At 70.3% G+C, this 16,293-nt stretch carries 17 protein-coding genes; 5 read left to right on the top strand and 12 right to left on the bottom strand.

All coding sequences use genetic code 11. The features are described from left to right. Positions 1–97: 97 nt before the first annotated feature. From J1M64_RS04260 to J1M64_RS04235, 6 genes are all read right to left on the bottom strand, one after another. Positions 98–1,423, bottom strand: coding sequence for an ABC transporter substrate-binding protein (locus tag J1M64_RS04260; protein ID WP_067717168.1), 1,326 nt, complete (start codon positions 1,421–1,423; stop codon positions 98–100). A gap of 73 nt (positions 1,424–1,496) precedes the next feature. Then, positions 1,497–2,339, bottom strand: a complete 843-nt coding sequence (locus tag J1M64_RS04255) for a carbohydrate ABC transporter permease (RefSeq protein ID WP_096906662.1) — start codon at positions 2,337–2,339, stop codon at positions 1,497–1,499. Continuing rightward, positions 2,336–3,301, bottom strand: coding sequence for a carbohydrate ABC transporter permease (locus J1M64_RS04250; protein ID WP_371606897.1), 966 nt, complete (start codon positions 3,299–3,301; stop codon positions 2,336–2,338). The genes J1M64_RS04255 and J1M64_RS04250 overlap by 4 nt, the downstream gene beginning before the upstream one ends. A gap of 149 nt (positions 3,302–3,450) precedes the next feature. Further along, positions 3,451–4,392 carry an Ig-like domain-containing protein gene (locus J1M64_RS04245; protein WP_096906663.1) on the bottom strand — a complete coding sequence of 314 codons (942 nt, stop codon included), beginning with the start codon at positions 4,390–4,392 and terminating at the stop codon, positions 3,451–3,453. 117 nt (positions 4,393–4,509) lie between these two features. Next, positions 4,510–5,427, bottom strand: a complete 918-nt coding sequence (locus J1M64_RS04240; RefSeq protein WP_096906664.1) for an Ig-like domain-containing protein — start codon at positions 5,425–5,427, stop codon at positions 4,510–4,512. Positions 5,428–5,979: 552 nt separating this feature from the next. Next, complete coding sequence (locus J1M64_RS04235; protein ID WP_163376251.1) at positions 5,980–6,945, bottom strand: hypothetical protein; 966 nt, start codon at positions 6,943–6,945, stop codon at positions 5,980–5,982. Between the two features lie 99 nt (positions 6,946–7,044). Here J1M64_RS04235 and J1M64_RS04230 point away from each other — a divergent pair, with 99 nt between their 5' ends. Further along, complete coding sequence (locus J1M64_RS04230; protein ID WP_206473043.1) at positions 7,045–7,572, top strand: DUF1990 family protein; 528 nt, start codon at positions 7,045–7,047, stop codon at positions 7,570–7,572. Here the strand turns inward: J1M64_RS04230 and J1M64_RS04225 are convergent. Beyond that, entirely contained in the window at positions 7,569–8,228 is a 660-nt protein-coding gene (locus J1M64_RS04225) for a TetR family transcriptional regulator (protein WP_206473041.1), read from the bottom strand. The genes J1M64_RS04230 and J1M64_RS04225 overlap by 4 nt on opposite strands. Before the next feature lie 90 nt (positions 8,229–8,318). On the opposite strand from J1M64_RS04225, the gene J1M64_RS04220 reads away from it, so the two are divergent. After that, on the top strand, positions 8,319–8,864 hold the full coding sequence (locus J1M64_RS04220; RefSeq protein ID WP_096906668.1) for a DUF2020 domain-containing protein: 546 nt from the start codon (positions 8,319–8,321) through the stop codon (positions 8,862–8,864). A gap of 50 nt (positions 8,865–8,914) precedes the next feature. Here the strand turns inward: J1M64_RS04220 and J1M64_RS04215 are convergent, their stop codons facing one another. The 5 genes from J1M64_RS04215 to J1M64_RS04195 all read right to left on the bottom strand — a co-directional run bounded on the left by J1M64_RS04215 (position 8,915) and on the right by J1M64_RS04195 (position 11,617). Further along, positions 8,915–9,517 carry a TetR/AcrR family transcriptional regulator gene (locus tag J1M64_RS04215; RefSeq protein ID WP_067717217.1) on the bottom strand — a complete coding sequence of 201 codons (603 nt, stop codon included), beginning with the start codon at positions 9,515–9,517 and terminating at the stop codon, positions 8,915–8,917. Between the two features lie 97 nt (positions 9,518–9,614). Continuing rightward, on the bottom strand, positions 9,615–9,890 hold the full coding sequence (locus J1M64_RS04210) for an antitoxin (protein ID WP_206473039.1): 276 nt from the start codon (positions 9,888–9,890) through the stop codon (positions 9,615–9,617). 102 nt (positions 9,891–9,992) lie between these two features. Beyond that, positions 9,993–10,274 carry a GlsB/YeaQ/YmgE family stress response membrane protein gene (locus J1M64_RS04205; protein ID WP_206473030.1) on the bottom strand — a complete coding sequence of 94 codons (282 nt, stop codon included), beginning with the start codon at positions 10,272–10,274 and terminating at the stop codon, positions 9,993–9,995. Positions 10,275–10,433: 159 nt separating this feature from the next. Beyond that, on the bottom strand, positions 10,434–10,724 hold the full coding sequence (locus J1M64_RS04200) for a GNAT family N-acetyltransferase (RefSeq protein ID WP_067717198.1): 291 nt from the start codon (positions 10,722–10,724) through the stop codon (positions 10,434–10,436). Continuing rightward, positions 10,721–11,617, bottom strand: a complete 897-nt coding sequence (locus J1M64_RS04195; RefSeq protein ID WP_206473028.1) for a universal stress protein — start codon at positions 11,615–11,617, stop codon at positions 10,721–10,723. Before J1M64_RS04195 ends, J1M64_RS04200 begins: the two co-directional genes overlap by 4 nt. Before the next feature lie 256 nt (positions 11,618–11,873). On the opposite strand from J1M64_RS04195, the gene J1M64_RS04190 reads away from it, so the two are divergent. The 3 genes from J1M64_RS04190 to J1M64_RS04180 are packed head-to-tail and all read left to right on the top strand — an operon-like array spanning position 11,874 to position 16,279. Continuing rightward, complete coding sequence (locus J1M64_RS04190; RefSeq protein ID WP_206473027.1) at positions 11,874–12,872, top strand: pseudouridine synthase; 999 nt, start codon at positions 11,874–11,876, stop codon at positions 12,870–12,872. 27 nt (positions 12,873–12,899) lie between these two features. Continuing rightward, complete coding sequence (locus J1M64_RS04185; RefSeq protein ID WP_206473026.1) at positions 12,900–13,670, top strand: ABC transporter ATP-binding protein; 771 nt, start codon at positions 12,900–12,902, stop codon at positions 13,668–13,670. Then, positions 13,670–16,279 carry an ABC transporter permease gene (locus tag J1M64_RS04180; protein WP_241261073.1) on the top strand — a complete coding sequence of 870 codons (2,610 nt, stop codon included), beginning with the start codon at positions 13,670–13,672 and terminating at the stop codon, positions 16,277–16,279. Before J1M64_RS04185 ends, J1M64_RS04180 begins: the two co-directional genes overlap by 1 nt. Positions 16,280–16,293: the final 14 nt, after the last annotated feature.

Raw genomic sequence — 16,293 nt, 5'->3', positions numbered from 1 at the left:
GGTCAGGGGTGGGGCCGGGGCCGCCGAACGACGCCGACGCCGGGGCCGGATACGAGGTGCCCGGCCCCGGGCGTAGGCGATCGCCGGCGGTGACCGGTCAGCCGTTGAGCTTCGGCTGGATCTGGGTCTCGATGATCTGCGCGGTCTCGTCCTGCACCTGCTGCATGGTCTCGCGGATGTCGGCGCCACCGAGGACACGGTCGAACGCGCCACCGATGCGCCTACCACCGTTGGGTACCAGGACACGGGCGTTGTCCTGAGGCCGGGTGTGCGCGAGCTGGTCGATCGCGGTGACCGCCTGCGGGGTCTCGGACAGGTAGGCCTTGATCTCCTGCGCCTCGCGGGCGGACTTACGGACCGGCATGTACCCGGTTCCCTGCGCGAAGGTCGCCGTCGACTGCGTGTTGGTGAGGAAGTCGATGAACTTCATGGCGTTGAGCTTGCGCTCGTCGGAGATACCGGCCGGGATCGCGACGCCCGCGCCGCCGGTCGGGCAGGAGTTCTTCTCGGCCGCCCCGGGCAGGAAGGCCGTGCCGAACTCGAAACCGGCGTTGGTCTTGGCGGTGGCGAGCGAGCCGGTGGAGGCCAGTGCACACGCGGCGAGACCGGAACCGAACTCGACGATCGAGTCGGCGGAGACCACCAGGAAACCGACGTCGTCGAGCTTCTTGATGTACTCCATGCCGCGAATGGTGCCGTCGTCGGTGAAGGTCGGGGTCCAGTCGCGGGAGAAGGCGCCGTCGAAGTCCCAGATGATGTTCTGCCCGGTCCAGTCCATGTAGTTGGAGCCGTCGTACATCGCGATGGCGTGCTTGCCGTCCCCGATGGCGTCCTGTAGGCGGGGTGCCCACTCCGCGAACTCGGTCCAGTTCTCCGGGCCGCGGTCGGGCAGCCCGGCGGCCCGCCACACCTCCTTGTTGTAGTAGAACAGCGGCGTCGACCGCGCGAAGGGCACGCCGAAGTTGTCGCCCTCGAGGACGTAGTCGCCCAGCAGGGCGTCGACGTAGTCAGCGGTATCGACGCCGGCCTCGGTGAACAGGTCGTTCAGCGGGGTGATCTGCCGGTTGAGCGCGAAGTTGAACCAGGTGACGTCGGAGACCACGACGACGTCGGGCAGCTCGCCGCCGGTGAGTGCCGCGTTGAACTTCTGGGCGACCTCCTCGTAGTTCTTCCCGCCGTCGACGAGGTTGACCTTGAGGCCCGGATTCTCCGACTCGAACGCCGCGATGATGTCGGTCTCGAGTGACTTGGAGTCACCGGGGTGGTTGGACCAGAACGTGATGGTGCCGGTGTCGCCGCCGGAGGCGGTTCCGCCCGACTCACCGGATGTGTCGCCGCCCGCGCCCGCGCAGGCGGTGAGGGTGGTGGCGGCCGCGGTGGCGCCGAGGACGCCGAGGAATCCGCGACGGTTCATGGGGTTCATTCGTGTCGGACCTTTCGTTGCTGCCGGACCGGTTCGGCCCGACGGGATTGGAGGTGGGATCGCGCGGAGTGGGTCATCCCTTCACCGCGCCGGAGGTCAGGCCCTTGATCATGTGGCGCTGGAGGATGAGGAACACGACGAGGATCGGGGTGATGGTGAGCACCGTGGCGGCCATGACCATCGGCCAGTCGGTGTAACCGCCGTCGGTGTTGACGAGGCGGGCCAGCCCGACCTGGAGCGGGGCGACGCGGTCGTCGGAGGCGATGAGGAATGGCCAGAGGTACTCGTTCCACTCGTTGACCACGGTGATGAGCGCGAAGGCGACCAGGGTGGGCCAACTCATCGGCAGTACGACCCGGAACAGCAGCTTGAGGTGCCCGCACCCGTCCATGCGCGCGGCCTCGATGATCTCGTACGGCAGGGTCAGGAAGTGGTTGCGCATGAGGAAGGTGCCGAACGCGACCCCCGCCAGCGGGATGATGATGCCCTGGAAGGTGTTGATCCACCCGAGCTGCGCCACCAGTGCGTAGTTGGAGATCACCGTGATCTGGTTGGGCACCATCAGGGCCGCGAGCACGACCATGAACAGGACGGACCGGCCTGGGAAGCGAAGGAAGACGAACGCGTAGGCGCTGAGGACCCCCAACGTGATCTTCACGATGCTGAGCAGGCCGGTGATGACCACCGAGTTGGTGAAGTACCGGAGAAACGGGACCTCGGAGAGCACCTGCGGGTACGCGTCACCGGTCAGCGGGGAAGGCCACCACACCGGCGGCTGGACGTAGACCTGGTTGTCCGGTTTGAGGGAGGTGACGACCACCCAGAACAGCGGGAGGCCGATGACCAGCAGGACGAGGATCATCACCGCGTACCCGATGATCATGGTCGGCGTGGAGCCTGCGCGGATAGTGCTCATCGGGCGTTCCTGTCCATGACGCGGACCTGTAGGTAGGTGATGACCAGCAGGATGAGGAACATGATCGTCGCGACCGTGGCTCCGTAGCCGGCCCGGAAGTTCTGGAAGGTCTCCTGATAGACCTGGAAGACCATGGTCGTGGTGGCGTTGCCCTGGGGCCCACCGCGGGTCATCACGTAGATGATGTCGAAGACCTGGAGCGAGTTGAGCATCACGGTGATCGACAAGAAGAACGTCGTGGGGCGCAGCATGGGCAGTGTCACCGAGCGGAAGGTGGTCCACCGGCCGGCGCCGTCGATCTCGGCGGCCTCGTAGAGCTCTGCGGGTTTGGCTTGGAGCGCCGCCAGATAGATGACGAACGAGTAGCCCAGGTTCTTCCAGATGTAGGTGATGGTGATCATCGCCAGCGCCCAGTCGGGGTCCTGGTAGAAGTCCGGCACCGGGAGTCCGACCATTGTGAGCAGTGCCGAGACCATGCCGAACCGGGGATCGAAGATGAACTGGAACGCCACGCCGATGGCAGCCCCGGCGATGACGAACGGCGCGAACACCGCCGAGCGCACGATGCCGCGACCGATGAGCTGCTGGTCGAGCAGCAGGGCCAGGGCCAGCCCGAGCACCATGGACCCCACGACGGCCGAGACGGTGAACACGCCGGTGTTTCGCAGGATCAGCCAGCTGTCGTCCCGCCCGAACCACTCGACATAGTTGGCGGCTCCCACGAACGTCGAGGTGGGGGAGGAGATGTTCCAGTCGAAGAAGCTCAGCCGGAAGTTGTCCAGCAACGGCCGGTAGGTGAACACGCCGAGCAGTGCCAGGTTGGGCAACACCAGAGCGACGAAGAGCGCCTTCTCGCGGAACAGTCCGCCCGCCCGGGCCCGGCGCCGGGCCGGGCCGCGCTCGGCGAGGTCAGGGGGAGCGGTCGCCGGGTGCCCGTCGACCGGGGAGGACAGAGTCTGCACGCTGTGCAGCCTGGCCGGGAGAGGTGAACGGGTCCTTTCCGGACGATTGACCGCCGGTGGCCCGGCGAGGTCTAACCGGTACAGGTGTTGAAAAGCATGATGTCCCCACGCTTCTCATTCCGGACGGCCGGGCCGCCGGCGAGCGGGCGTCAGTAGTTCCAGTCGCCCTGGCCGTCGAACGCGCCGAACGGGCGGCCGGGCCCGTTCTTGACGATGAACGGGTCGCCGTTGCGGCTGGTGTCGTAGTACCAGCGGGCGTCGGCGGGGCTGACGTTGATGCAGCCGTGGGAGACGTTGCGGACACCCTGGTCGGCGACCGACCACGGTGCGGAGTGGATGTAGATGCCGTCGTAGGAGAGCCGGACGGCGTCGTTGATGATCGAGTTGTACCCGCCGTCCTCGATGCGCAGACCGAACGTCTCCGAGTTCATGCGGACCTCACGGCCGCGCTGGCCGGTGTAGTAGGTGCCGTTGTAGGTCTCCCAGCCGGGCCGTCCGGCGGAGGCTCGCATGGTGCGGATGTGCTGGCCGTTGCGGGTGACGGTGACGAGCTTGGTGCGGTCGTCGAACACGGCGATCACGGCGTCGCCGGTCCGGAACGACTGCTGACGCTTGCCACCGGCCCACACGGTCACGGAGGTGTTGACCGGCCAGAACTCGTGGGGCCGCCAGCGCACCTCGCGGTCGTTCACCCAGTAGAACTTGCCCGGGACCGCCGGCTCGGTGCGGATGCCGATCGTGGCCTCGGCCCGCGCCCGGTCGCGGATGGGGCGGTCGAAGAAGAACATGACCGGCTGTGCCACGCCCACGATCTCGTTCGGGGTGGGGAAGATGTCGACGTTGCCGTACTCGGGTGTCGGCCGCGCGGGCCCGATGACCGGGTAGGTCAGTACGGGCATCGCGGCGACGCCCGGGATGGCCGGCGTGTACAGGGGCGCGTTCTCGAGCTGCGGCACCCCGGGAGGGCTCAGCGGCATGACGGACTGGGCCTCGGCGGTCGGGGCGGTGCCCGCGCCGACCGACACCCCCATGAGGAGCGCGATCGCGGCGAGGACCGCGGCGGCCACCGAGGGGCGGGAGGAACGGGTCATGTGAGGGGCTCCTGAGGACGGCGAGGGATTCTCTAAGCGTTACGACAGACTTCTACCCGGATATATCGTGCGTCACAACCGAAGTGTTTCGGAGCGGCGGCCCGCGGCCGCCCGCGGTCAGTAGTTCCAGTCGCCCTGACCGTCGAACGCGCCGAACGGTCGGCCGGGGCCGCCGGTGACGATGAACGGGTCGCCATTGCGGGTGTTGTCGAAGTACCAGGCCGCGTCCTCGGGGCTGACGTTGATGCAGCCGTGCGAGACATTCCGGACACCCTGGTCGGCGACCGACCACGGCGCCGAGTGGATGAAGATGCCGTCGTAGCTCAGCCGCACGCCGTTCTCCACGATCGTGTCGTACCCGCCGGCGGTCCGGGACAGTCCCCAGGTCTCCGAGTCCATGCGCACCTCGCGGGCCCGCCAGCCGTTGTAGTAGACGCCGTTGTGGGTGGCGTAGGCGTCGCGGCCGGCGGAAGCCTTCATGGTGCGCACCACCTGGCCGTTGCGGGTGACGGTGACGGTGTGGGTGGCGTCGTCATAGGTCGAGATCACCGCGTCGCCGGTGCGGAAGACGGTCTCACGCCCTCCGGCCCACACGGTGACGGAGGTGCCCGCGGGCCAGAACTCGTGTGGTCGCCAGCGCAGTTCCGAGTCGCCGACCCAGTAGAACTTGCCGTCCACGGCGGGCGCCGTGCGGATTCCCACCGACGCCTCGGCGCGGGCACGGTCGGCGACGGGCTGGTCGAACCGGATCATCACCGGTTGCGCGACGCCCACCGTCTCGCCCGAGGTGGGATAGACGGAGGCCACCCCGGTTTCCGCCGTGGTCCGTCCCACGGCGGGGACGGGCATGGTGAGCACGCCGGTCGATCCGCCGACCGCGGGCAGTGGTGCGGACTCGAGTCCGAGCGCGCCGACCGAGCCGGTGGATCCGGTGGGACCGAGGAGTGACTGCGCGGAGGCGGCGGGGGAGAGGCCGACGACGACGAGGCAGGCCGTGGCCAGAAGCGTTGCGAAGGACCGGGTGCGGCGAGACATCGTTCTCCTCGGAAGCGGGCACCGCGGCGGGCGGCGACAGCGGGGGTCGCGTGAGGGCGGACAGCCAACCCCACGCGTCACATAAGTAACATCAGTAACAGTACATATCAGGTGCCCGGCCTGTACATCTCCGAGGTCGGGCGGGGATCACGGTGGGTGCCCGCTCCGCGGGGGACGCGCACCGACCCGGCCGGGCACCTTTCCACCGTTCGTTGGTATCGCCGCGGGGAGAACTGCTGGTAGATCCATGCGGGGGCCGTAGTTGAGCGGAAGTCAACGGAGAATCGCCTGATCATGGGCTTGACCGAACAGCAGGTGCAACATAGGGTCATCTCAGTCACCGCCGAGGGGTGGGTGGCGAAGTGAAGTGGTTGCTGAGGGGCTGCGACTTCACGTAACGAGGGGCCGGTCTTCCCGACCGGGGCACCTGGGGGGTGCCGACCCGCAGCCGAGAGGCAGCGTGGAGGCCGGATCGTACGCGATCTGCCAGATGGAGGGACGGCGTCGGATGCTGAGGGGCTCCGGCGCCGTTCCCGTCATTTCAGCCCACTTCTAGCCGACGATCTCCCGTGCCACGCGGTGCAGCCCGGCCAGCGCGACCGCCTCGGTCTGCGGTGATCTGGGCGTCTCGGGCCTGAGCATGGTGATGTGCCACAGTTCGTCGCCGGAGACCAGGATCGTGTGCACCTCGACGCCGCCGCCGGTGGGTGCTGCCACGCAGTCGATGTACATCGTGGCGGGCCGTGGGCCGACCGCGGCGGGTGCCCCGGGCTCGCCCGGGGCCGTCAGGCCGGCCTCCGCGGCGCCCGCTTCGCGGATCTCCGAGCAGGCGTACCTGGCGCCCAGCAGTGCGGCCTGACCCGCGAGCGCGGCCTGGGCACCGTCGCGGGGGGTGACGACCCCGGCGGCGACGGTGTCGGGGACGACGTCCGGATCGAAGGCCGGCGGGGTGGTCGTCACCGTGGTCGCCGAGGTCGTCGCCGACTCGTCGGTCGTGGCGTCGGCTGTCGGCGCGTCGGTCGTGGCCTCCGCCTCGCCTGCAGCGCCCGCGGCGCCCGCCGTGTCCGCCGCGCCCTCCGTGTCCGCCGACTCCGTATCCGAGACCTCGGCGGCGTCGGCGTCGGTGCCCGCCGCGTCGGCGTCGGTCGTGCTGGTGCCCGCCAGTCCGGCTTGGTACCTCTCGGGTGACCCCGGGCCGCCGTAGGTGCACAGCAGCCCCAGGTCGCCGGAACCGGTCGGGGCGACCTCCGGCATGTCGGCACCGGTGAGGTCGATGATCTCCTCGGTGGTCAGGTCGAGGAGCTCGCAGGCGTTGAGTCGTTCCTCGGGCGCGGGCCGACCCTCGACCATCTCGGCGGCGACGTCGTGCCGGGGATTCGGGGTGAGTCTCGGCGGGCCCGCGTCACCCGAACCGGGGCCGGTGGCAGTGCATCCGGCGACAGTCACCGTGGCCGCCAGGGCGACGAACCCTCCGGCGAGACGGCGTCCGCGCGCCGGACGGGGTCGCTGCGATCGCATGGCCCGATCCTACGGGTCGGCCCCACGGCCATGACCCCGACGTCCGGCGTTCACCGCGCGTGCGCGGCCCGCTCATCTCGCTCGGCGACACTGCCGGGTGTGGAAGCGAGACGCGGGCGGGACGCGCAGCCGCTGCCGGGGCCCGCACTCGGCTACCGGCGTTCGGACCTGCACGAACACGGGAGACCTCCCGGGGGGTGGAGGGAGGTCATCGCCCACGCCGTGCTCGGCGAGGGCGTCGCCCTGTTCGACGGGGCCGCGGACGATCTGCTGAGTCTGGCCGCCCACGCCCGTGCGGGGATCAGGACGGCCCCGGCGGATCCGCCCCTGGCATCGGACCTCGTCGTGCTCGACGGGCCGATGCGTGGCCCCTGCCGACTTGTCGACCTGATCGACGAGTCGCTCCGGCAGGGCGTCGTCGTCGGCACCCTCGAGGGCAACACCGCGGTGGCCGAGCACCGCTGCCACATCGACCTGCACCCCGGGACGGGCGAGGTCACCGTCACCGTCCGGACGGTGTGGCGGCCGCGCACCTTCTCGGTGCTGCCCGGTGCCGCGGGCCGCGAGGCGCGCGCCTACCAACGCATGGGCGACCGCCTGGTCCGGACGCTCGGCGGCGCTTTCTAACCAGGCACGGCGCCGTCGGGGGCAGCCGGGCCTCTGGCGACGTCGGTCGGCTCGGTCACCGAGCCTCGGATCGCATCGAACGATTCCCGGATGCGGTACTCGAGCAGGGAACCCGGCTCGTCGGTGCGCCACCGTTCTACGGCGATGCGGAGGATCGCGATCGACGCGGCCGCCATCGTCGCGGCCTCCACCGAGTCCGGTTCCCGCCCCTCCCGGCGCGCCACCAGGGCCGCCAGCTCCTTCTCGTTGCACGCCAGGATCTCGTAGACCTGGGTCCGGACGCTCGCCTCCCTGCGCCACATGTCGTGGAATCGGTCGAAGGCCCGGCTCTGTCGCCGTGCATTGGACACCTGGTGCCACATGAGCCGTGAGAGGGCGGTCATGGTGGACACGCTGCGGTCGGTGAGGAATTCCCTCACCGCGTCACGACCGGCGGGGGGCGTGTCGGGGATGCACGCGGCGGCCTTGGACGGGAAGTAGTTGAAGAACGTCCGCCGCGACACGTTGGCGGCTCGGGCGATCTCGTCGACCGTCACCGCGTCGAGTCCCCGCTCGATGACCAGATCGACCGCGGCGGCGGAGATCGCACCGCGCAGGTCGCGGCGGCGGTCCTCCGCGCGGTCGGCGCCCGCAGCGATGCTCGTGGAGTCGCCCATCTGCCACCTCCCGGTGCCGTCGCCGTGTCGGCGGTCAGCCGCACCGCCACGGTCAACAGTACTGACCGACCCGGCATCTATCCTGGCGGTATGCGCAAACCCGCCTCCCCAGCCCTCGTCGCGGTGTCCGCGGTCCTGCTCGGTGCCCTCGCCGGGTGCGGCGGCTCCGAGCCGGCCCCGGAGATGGGCACCATCCGGACCGCCCCTCCCGAGACGACCGAGCCGGAACTGCCGCCGGTCGAACCGGTCGCGGATGCCGAGTGCCCGTACCTGTCCGCCGACGAGGTCACACGACTCAGCGGCCAGCCGGTCACCGACGTGCGGATCGACGACGGCGTGGAGCCCGCGGCCTGCTTCTTCTACGACTCAGACGGCGAGGTGCAGCTCACCACCACCGTGTATTCGGTCGCGTCCCCGGAGCGGGCGGCGGAGCTGGTGGAGGAGTCGGCGCCCTCCGACGAGGCCGAACCCTCGCAGGCGGAGGGAGGCTGGAGCGGCGGCCGTACGGTGGGGCTGGGCGGTGCGCTGGTGGTCCTGTCCCGCGACGCCCGGGTGCTGGCCGTGCAGTCCACGCAGGACGACCCGACGACGGCCCAGCGGATTGCCGAGCTCACCGCACCGCGGGTGGCCGGCTGACCCATCGCTCAGTGGGGATCACGTGCAATGAGGATCACGTGCAGTGGGTATCACGTCGGGTCGGTGACCATCCCCAGGATGAGCTCGGCCATGCTGCGGGCGGTCATCGCGGTGGTCCGGACCTCACCGAGCATCGCGGCGGTCACCGAGCCGTCGTGGAGGAGCGCCAACCGGTCGGCCAGGTCGGTGATGTTGTCCGGGTCCTCGAGGCCCATGCCGGCGAGCTCGGAGCGCAGGGTCTCGGCGACCCACTGTCGCTGATCGGCCACGGCGGCGCGGATGGCGCGCTCGCCGTCCGTCGCCGGGCTGGGGAACTCGATCGCCGCCGCGAGGTGGCAGGACCCGGGCATGGCGGGTTCGACCTGCTCGCGGACGATGTCGAACAGTGCCAGGATGCGGCCCCGGGCATCCGGGGCGAGGTCGGCGCGACGCCGCCACAGGTCACGGTCCCGTTCGGCGACCGACCGCAGGTAGGCCACGACGAGCTCGTCCTTGGACCCGTAGGTGTTGTACAGGCTGGCCTTGGCCACCCCGGCCTCCCGCAGGATCCGGTCGATCCCGACCGCACGGATCCCGTCGGTGGAGAACAGACGGGTCGCCGTCGCCAGGAGCCGCTCCCGCGGCCCGGGCTTGGTCGACCGTGTGCTCGTCACGGGGTACACACTATCGGCAGTGACCGCCGACACCACGGGGCCGGTGCCGCGCGCGGCGGACACCGGCCCCGTGGTTCGACGGCGCGGTCGATGACGGTCAGACCGGCGGATGCTGGCCGTCGGCCGGCGGGCGGCTGTGCTGCGACGGATCCGGGTCCGGCGTCGGGGTGCCGTCCGGGGCGTCCGGGTTGTCGGGTGCGTCCGCGGTGCGACCGGTGAGGAATTCGCCGGCCTTCTGCTGGGCGGTGTCGACGTGCTGGGCGTGCTTGCCGCCGGTGCGCTTGTCGAACGCGTCGCCTGCCTTCTGAAGCGCCGACTCCACCTTGCCCGGGTTCTTGCGGGCGAGGTCCTTGGCCTTGTCGAACAGTCCCATGTCGGACTCCTTCCACTCGGGGTGATGCAGACGGACGGCTCGGCCCCGACCAGGGGCCGGGCCGTCCGGATGTAGCGGTGTCTCTGGCGCCTCGCGCCCGGGTCAGACCCTGGTGCGTCCGCGGCCGCGAATCGCCGAGACGATCCAGATCAGGAGGCATGCGCCGACAATGGCGGCAAGGACGCCGGGGATGGAGAATGCATCCGGCATCGCGCCGCCCCCACTGTTCGTGAAGAACGAGACGATCCAACCGACGACGAAAGCCCCGATGACTCCGGCCAGGATGTTCGCGACGATGCCCATCTCGGCATCTCGCTTCATGATCTTGGAGGCGATCCAACCGGCAAGGCCGCCGATGATGATCCACGCAATGATGGTGCCCATTGTGGTTGTCCTTTCCCGAGAGTCGTACTCGGCCCGGGACGGGCCGCTCTCTCAGGAGAACACGACACCGACACGAAAGCTTCCGGTAGGGCGCACGGTGGCGTTAAACGTCGCTCACTCGTTACCGGTCCGTGTCCGCCGGGCCACCCGCCCGCGGCCTCAGGCGATCTCCGCGGCCTCCGGGTGCTTCTGGATGTATCCCGCGACGAACGAACACGACGGACGCACCCGCAGTCCCTCCTCCCGGGTCACCTGCAGCGCCTCACCGACCAGCGTCCCGGCGAGACCGCGCCCACCGAATTCGGACGCGACCACCGTGTGGGGGAACTCCCGGACGCCGTCCGTGCCGTCGGAATAGTCGGCGAAACCCGCCACCACGTCGTCCACGAGGATCTCGAATCGCCCGGCGGCGGTGTCACGCCGAACCTGAACGTTGTCCTCGCTGCTCATGAGTGCGATTCCGGGCGGACGACCATCACCGGGCACGGGGCCGCCTGCAGGAGCGCCCGGGAGGTGGAGCCGAGGACCATGCCCGTGAACCCGCCCCGCCCGTGGGAGCCGACGACGACGAGCTGGGCGTTCTCGGCCTGCTCGACGAGTGCCCGGACCGCGCGATCGCGCGTGACGAACCGCTGCACCTCGACGTCGGGGTACCGGTCCGAGAATCCCGCCAGCCGCTCCGACAGCGTCTGGAGCTGCTGCTCTTCGAGTTCCTTCCAGTCATCCTCTGTGAGGGAGATGCCGGCCGCCGCGGCCTGCACCTGCGGATCCATCCAGGTGTGCACGGCGACGAGGGGGGCGGACCGCGCGGAGGCCTCGGCGAACGCCCACTCGGTGGCCTTGGCGCTGACCTCGGAGCCGTCGATCCCCACGACGACCGGGCCGCTGCGGTTCAGGTCGTCCGTGTCCTCCCGGGTCACCACGACCGGGCAGAACGCGTGGCTGGCCACCGCCGCCGACACCGAGCCGAGCACCATGCCCTTGATCCCGCCCAGGCCGCGGGAACCCAGGACGATGAGCTTGGCCTTGCGCGAGTAGTCGATGAGCACCTGCGCGGGGTTGCCCTCGACGATCGCGTGCGACAACTCGATGCCGGGCGCCACCTTGGCCGCGGTCTCACGGGCCTTCTCGATGATGGGCGTGCACTCCCGCTCCAGCTCGTCGTAGACGGGCTGCGGAGGGATCATCCCCTCGGCGAACATCGCGGCCGGCATCGTGTAGCTGGTCACGAGGAGCAGCGGGATGCGGCGGGTGGCGGCGGTGTTGGCGGCGTACGCGACTGCACCGGTGGAGGCGGCGGAGCCGTCGACGCCGACGACGACGGTGTTCTCGAGGGAAGCCATGGCCCCGACCCTACCGCCGGGATACGACACCGGATCGCGGTTTGGGAGTGGGCCGTCTAGAGCTGGTCGGGGAACGGGGCGTTGGCCGGGTAGGCCATGTTGAAACTCCCCTGGAACGCCGGGAGGACGACGCGGCCCGGGCCGAAGAGGAAGAAGTCGACGACGACGTCGATCATGGGCGCTCCCGAGTGTTCAGAGTGGTGCGAGGGACAGATGGTGCTCGAGTGAGTGTAGCCCACCGACTAGGCTCGTGGACATGTCCAGCTCGAGACGCCGTGGGCGGCCCCTCCCGCTGCGGAACGGTGTCGACCCGGTCCGGATCCGGCTGGCCGACCCCGGACAGGGGCCCCGCAGCATCCCCGAGGAGTTGCGCCGACGCTTCCCCGACCGGCTCGCCGAGCTCACCGTGGCCCTCGAGGCGGGGCAGGTCGTCACCGCCGACGGGGCACCGGTCACCGCCGCCACCCGGCGGCACCGGGGGATGGACGTGTGGATGTACCGGACGCCGGAGCCCGAGATCCCGGTCCCGTTTGAGGTCGAGGTCCTGCACGCGGACGACCGCCTCGTCGTCGTCGACAAACCCCACCACCTCGCCACGACCCCCCGCGCGGGGCACGTCACCGAGACCGCACTCGTCCGGCTCCGGCGCGATCTCGCGCTGGACGACCTCGCGCCCGCCCACCGCCTCGACCGGCTCACCGCCGGCGTCCTGGTCTTCACCGTCGATCCCGCGCACCGCGGCGCCTACCAGGAACTCTTCGCCGCCCGCCGGGTCACCAAGACCTACCTGGCGGTCGCGACCGCCCCCGACGGGGTTCCCGCCGAACGGCAGCGGTCCAGCCGGATCGTCAAGACCCGCGGCGTCCTGCAGGCGGCCGAGGTCGACGGCGAGCCCGACGCCCACACCCGCATCACCCTCCTGGGCACCCGGGGGGACGGGGCCGGGCGGATCGGGCTCTACCGGCTCGAACCCACCACCGGCCGCACCCACCAGCTGCGCGTGCACATGAACGCCCTCGGGACCCCGATACTCGGCGACGACCTCTACCCCCGTGTGCTCGACGTTGCCCCCGGCGACTTCTCGACACCACTGCAGTTGCTGGCCGAGTCGATCGCCTTCACCGACCCCGTCTCCGGTGAGAATCGCGAGTTCGCCACCCGGCGGACCCTCGACGCCTGGACCCGTGAGCAGGATCAGGGTGGACACCCGGGCAATCCCCCATCGGCTTCCGCTCCGAATTCCTGGAAGCTTTAGATCGACCACCATGATCCGAGGGAGCACATGACCACCCAGGCCGAGACCCACCAACACGACGGCGAGCCGCACTCCGCGGCCGCCGTCGCCACCGACCTCGTCATGACCTACGGGGAGGGCGAGACCGAGGTCCGTGCACTCGACCACGTCAGCGCGACCTTCGAACGCGGACGGTTCACGGCGATCATGGGCCCCTCCGGCTCGGGCAAGTCGACCCTCATGCACTGCATGGCGGGACTGGACCGGCCGACCTCCGGGTCGGTGCGGATCGGCGATACCGAGATCGTGGGGCTGGCGGACAAGGAATTGACGGCGCTGCGACGCGACCGCATCGGATTCGTGTTCCAGTCCTTCAACCTCGTCCCGACCCTGACGGCCAAGGAGAACATCACCCTGCCCCAGGACATCGCCGGCCACGGCATCGACCGGGCCTGGTTCGACGAGGTGATCGGCCGGCTGGGGATCGCCGACCGGCTCTCGCACCGGCCGTCCGAACTGTCCGGCGGCCAGCAGCAGCGCGTGGCGTGCGCCCGCGCCCTGGTCGGACGCCCGGACATCCTGTTCGGTGACGAGCCCACCGGCAACCTCGACTCCACCTCCTCGGCCGAGGTCCTGGCCATCCTGCGCAGCGCCGCAGACGACTTCGGTCAGACCGTCGTGATCGTCACCCACGACCCGCGCGCCGCCACCTACGCCGACCGCGTCCTGCTGCTCGCCGACGGCCGGGTCGTCCGCGAGCTCGCCCACCCCACCGCCGACGAGATCCTGGCGGCCATGGGCGCCCTCGAGGAGCGGTGATGGCGGCCAGGCACGCCTCCGGGCACGCCGGACCCGCCGGCGGGGGGCGACACGAGTCCGCCCACGCCCCGCGCCACACGCGCCCGATGCTGCGCGTCTCCCTGCGCAACATCGCCGCCCACAAACTCCGCCTGGTGCTGTCCGTGCTGGCGGTGGTCCTGGGCACCGCGTTCGTCACCGGTTCGCTGGTCTTCACGTCCACCCTCAAGAGCACCTTCGACGGGCTGCTCGACCAGGGCACCGCGGACCTCGCCGCGATGATCGAACCCGAGGACCCCCGCGGGGCGGGCGTGCCGTTCGAGGTGGCCGAGCAGGTGCTCGACCTGCCGGGCGTCGAGGCGGCCATGCCCGGCGTGTCCGGCACCGTGGTGCTGTTCAACGCCGACGGCACCCCGTACCAGTCCGGCGGCGCGCCGTCCGAGGGCCTGGCCTGGATCGATCCCGACGACGCGGTCGGCGAGAGCAGCTGGATCACGGACGGTCGCGCCCCCGCCGCCGACGACGAGGTCGTCCTCCCCGAGACCGTGCTCACCGCCGCCGGCCTGGCCGTCGGCGAAACCGCCGAGGTCTACACCACCGGGCAGGGCGTCCTCGACGTGACTGTCGTGGGTGCCTACGCCAACGAGACCGACATCGGCGGGTACGTGGGCGTCGGGTTCTCCGAGGAACGCGCCCGCGCCCTGTTCACCGACGGCGAGAACGCCTCCAACGTCTCCGTCCGCGCGGAACCGGGCGTGAGTCAGGAGGAGGTCCGCGACACCATCGCGGCCGAGTTCCCCGACTACGAGGTCCGGACCGGCGAGGAGATCAAGGAGCGCTTGTCCGAGCAGCTGTCGACCGTCCTCGACTTCATCAATTACTTCTTCGTCGCGTTCGGGCTGATCGCTCTGCTGGTCGGCACGTTCATCATCTACAACACCTTCTCCATGCTCGTCGCGCAGCGGCTGCGGGAGCTCGCCCTGCTGCGCGCGATCGGCGCTTCCCGTGGCCAGCTCACCCGGTCGGTGATGGCGGAGGCCGCCGTCACCGGGCTCGTCGGCTCCGGGATCGGCGTGGTGGTGGGCTTCGGCCTGGCCCAGCTGATCTTCGTGGCGCTCGAGGCCTTCGACCTGGGCATCCCGTCCGGAGCCCTCACGCTCACCCCGATGTCGGTCATCACCCCGCTCGTGCTGGGCTTCGTCGTCACCGTCTTCTCCGCCTGGGCGCCCGCCCGTCGCGCCGGACGAGTGGCCCCCGTACAGGGCATGCGTGTCGGCGCGGCCTCCACCGAGGCCGGCGGCGGATGGCGCACCTCCGTCGGGCTGTTCGCCGTGGTGAGCGGCCTCATGCTCGCGGTGATAGGCACCTGGCAGGACACGACCCGGGCCGGTGCGATCACGGTCGGCGTCGGCGCGGCCGCGCTGATCATCGGCAGCTTCCTGGTGATGCCCGCGCTCGCCAAGCCGATCGCCGGTGGCATCGGCAGGGTGATCGGCGCACCGTTCGGCGCGGTCGGCAAGCTCGCCGCCACCAATGCCGGACGCAACACCCGCCGTACCGCCGCGACCGCGTTCGCACTCACGCTGGGTCTGACCCTGGTCGCGGCGTTCGGAACCCTCGGCGCCACCACGAAGGAGAGCGTCAGCGGCGTCATCGATCAGGACATCAACGCCGACGTCGTGGTCCAGGGCGTGGCCTCTCAGGGGCCACCGACCCCGCTGCCCGGCGGCATCGAGCAGCAGATCGCGGACGTCGACGAGGTCGGCGACGTGGCCTGGCTGGCCTTCGCGTTCGCCCAGCTCGCCGGGGAACCGCAGGCGCTGTCCGCCGCCGGCGGACCCGTCGGGGAGATGATCGACGCCACCGTGGTCGACGGGTCGCTCGACCCGGGCCCCGACTCGCTCGTCGTATCCCGCACCGTCGCCAGGGACAAGGGGTGGACGATGGGCGCCTCCGTGCCGCTCGTCGCGCCCGACGGCAGTGAGAGCACCCTCCGGGTCACGGGGATCTACGAGGACTCCCAGATCCTCGGGCAGTTCTACACCGGGATGGACGTCTACGAACGCCTGGTGCCGGAGAACCTGCGGTCGACCTTCAACGTGCTCGTCGCGGCGGACGACGGGGTGAGCGGGGACGAGGTCCTCGCGGCGGTGACCGACGAGCTCACCGACATCCCGATCGCGATGGTCCAGAGCAAGCAGCAGTACATCGACACCCAGACCGGCGGGATCGACCAGCTGTTGACGATCATTTACGCGCTGCTGGGGCTGGCCCTGGTCATCGCGGTCCTGGGCATCGTCAACACCCTCGCCCTGTCGGTGATCGAGCGTCGCACCGAGATCGGGATGCTCCGCGCGGTGGGCATGCAGCGCTCGCAGGTCCGCCGCACGATCAACCTCGAGTCCACGCAGATCGCCGTGTTCGGCGCGTTGATCGGCGCGGCGGTGGGCGTCTACCTCGGCTGGGCGTTCGTCACCGTGCTCGCGGACAGTGGCCTGACGGAGACGACCATCCCGTGGGGCAGCATCGGGATCGTGCTGGCGGCCTCGGCGGTCGTCGGGGTCCTGGCGTCGTTGTGGCCCGCGCACCGGGCGGCCAAGACCGACCCGCTCGAGGCGATCTCGGACTAGGTGCGGGAGGTGCG

Source organism: Dietzia sp. KRD202, from assembly GCF_017168155.1.
Taxonomy (GTDB): Bacteria; Actinomycetota; Actinomycetes; order Mycobacteriales; family Mycobacteriaceae; genus Dietzia; species Dietzia kunjamensis.
The sequence above is the reverse complement of the archived record's forward strand: the minus strand, read 5'-3'. Positions and strand labels throughout refer to the sequence as shown.

Excerpts from the sequence above, each read along its gene's own strand:
- J1M64_RS04225 (WP_206473041.1), bottom strand. The coding sequence starts at position 8,228 with ATGGGCGACTCCACGAGCATCGCTGCGGGCGCCGACCGCGCGGAGGAC.
- J1M64_RS04235 (WP_163376251.1), bottom strand. The coding sequence starts at position 6,945 with ATGCGATCGCAGCGACCCCGTCCGGCGCGCGGACGCCGTCTCGCCGGA.
- J1M64_RS04260 (WP_067717168.1), bottom strand. The coding sequence starts at position 1,423 with ATGAACCCCATGAACCGTCGCGGATTCCTCGGCGTCCTCGGCGCCACC.
- J1M64_RS04190 (WP_206473027.1), top strand. The coding sequence starts at position 11,874 with ATGTCCAGCTCGAGACGCCGTGGGCGGCCCCTCCCGCTGCGGAACGGT.
- J1M64_RS04200 (WP_067717198.1), bottom strand. The coding sequence starts at position 10,724 with ATGAGCAGCGAGGACAACGTTCAGGTTCGGCGTGACACCGCCGCCGGG.
- J1M64_RS04205 (WP_206473030.1), bottom strand. The coding sequence starts at position 10,274 with ATGGGCACCATCATTGCGTGGATCATCATCGGCGGCCTTGCCGGTTGG.
- J1M64_RS04220 (WP_096906668.1), top strand. The coding sequence starts at position 8,319 with ATGCGCAAACCCGCCTCCCCAGCCCTCGTCGCGGTGTCCGCGGTCCTG.
- J1M64_RS04185 (WP_206473026.1), top strand. The coding sequence starts at position 12,900 with ATGACCACCCAGGCCGAGACCCACCAACACGACGGCGAGCCGCACTCC.
- J1M64_RS04255 (WP_096906662.1), bottom strand. The coding sequence starts at position 2,339 with ATGAGCACTATCCGCGCAGGCTCCACGCCGACCATGATCATCGGGTAC.
- J1M64_RS04240 (WP_096906664.1), bottom strand. The coding sequence starts at position 5,427 with ATGTCTCGCCGCACCCGGTCCTTCGCAACGCTTCTGGCCACGGCCTGC.
- J1M64_RS04195 (WP_206473028.1), bottom strand. The coding sequence starts at position 11,617 with ATGGCTTCCCTCGAGAACACCGTCGTCGTCGGCGTCGACGGCTCCGCC.
- J1M64_RS04245 (WP_096906663.1), bottom strand. The coding sequence starts at position 4,392 with ATGACCCGTTCCTCCCGCCCCTCGGTGGCCGCCGCGGTCCTCGCCGCG.
- J1M64_RS04180 (WP_241261073.1), top strand. The coding sequence starts at position 13,670 with ATGGCGGCCAGGCACGCCTCCGGGCACGCCGGACCCGCCGGCGGGGGG.
- J1M64_RS04210 (WP_206473039.1), bottom strand. The coding sequence starts at position 9,890 with ATGGGACTGTTCGACAAGGCCAAGGACCTCGCCCGCAAGAACCCGGGC.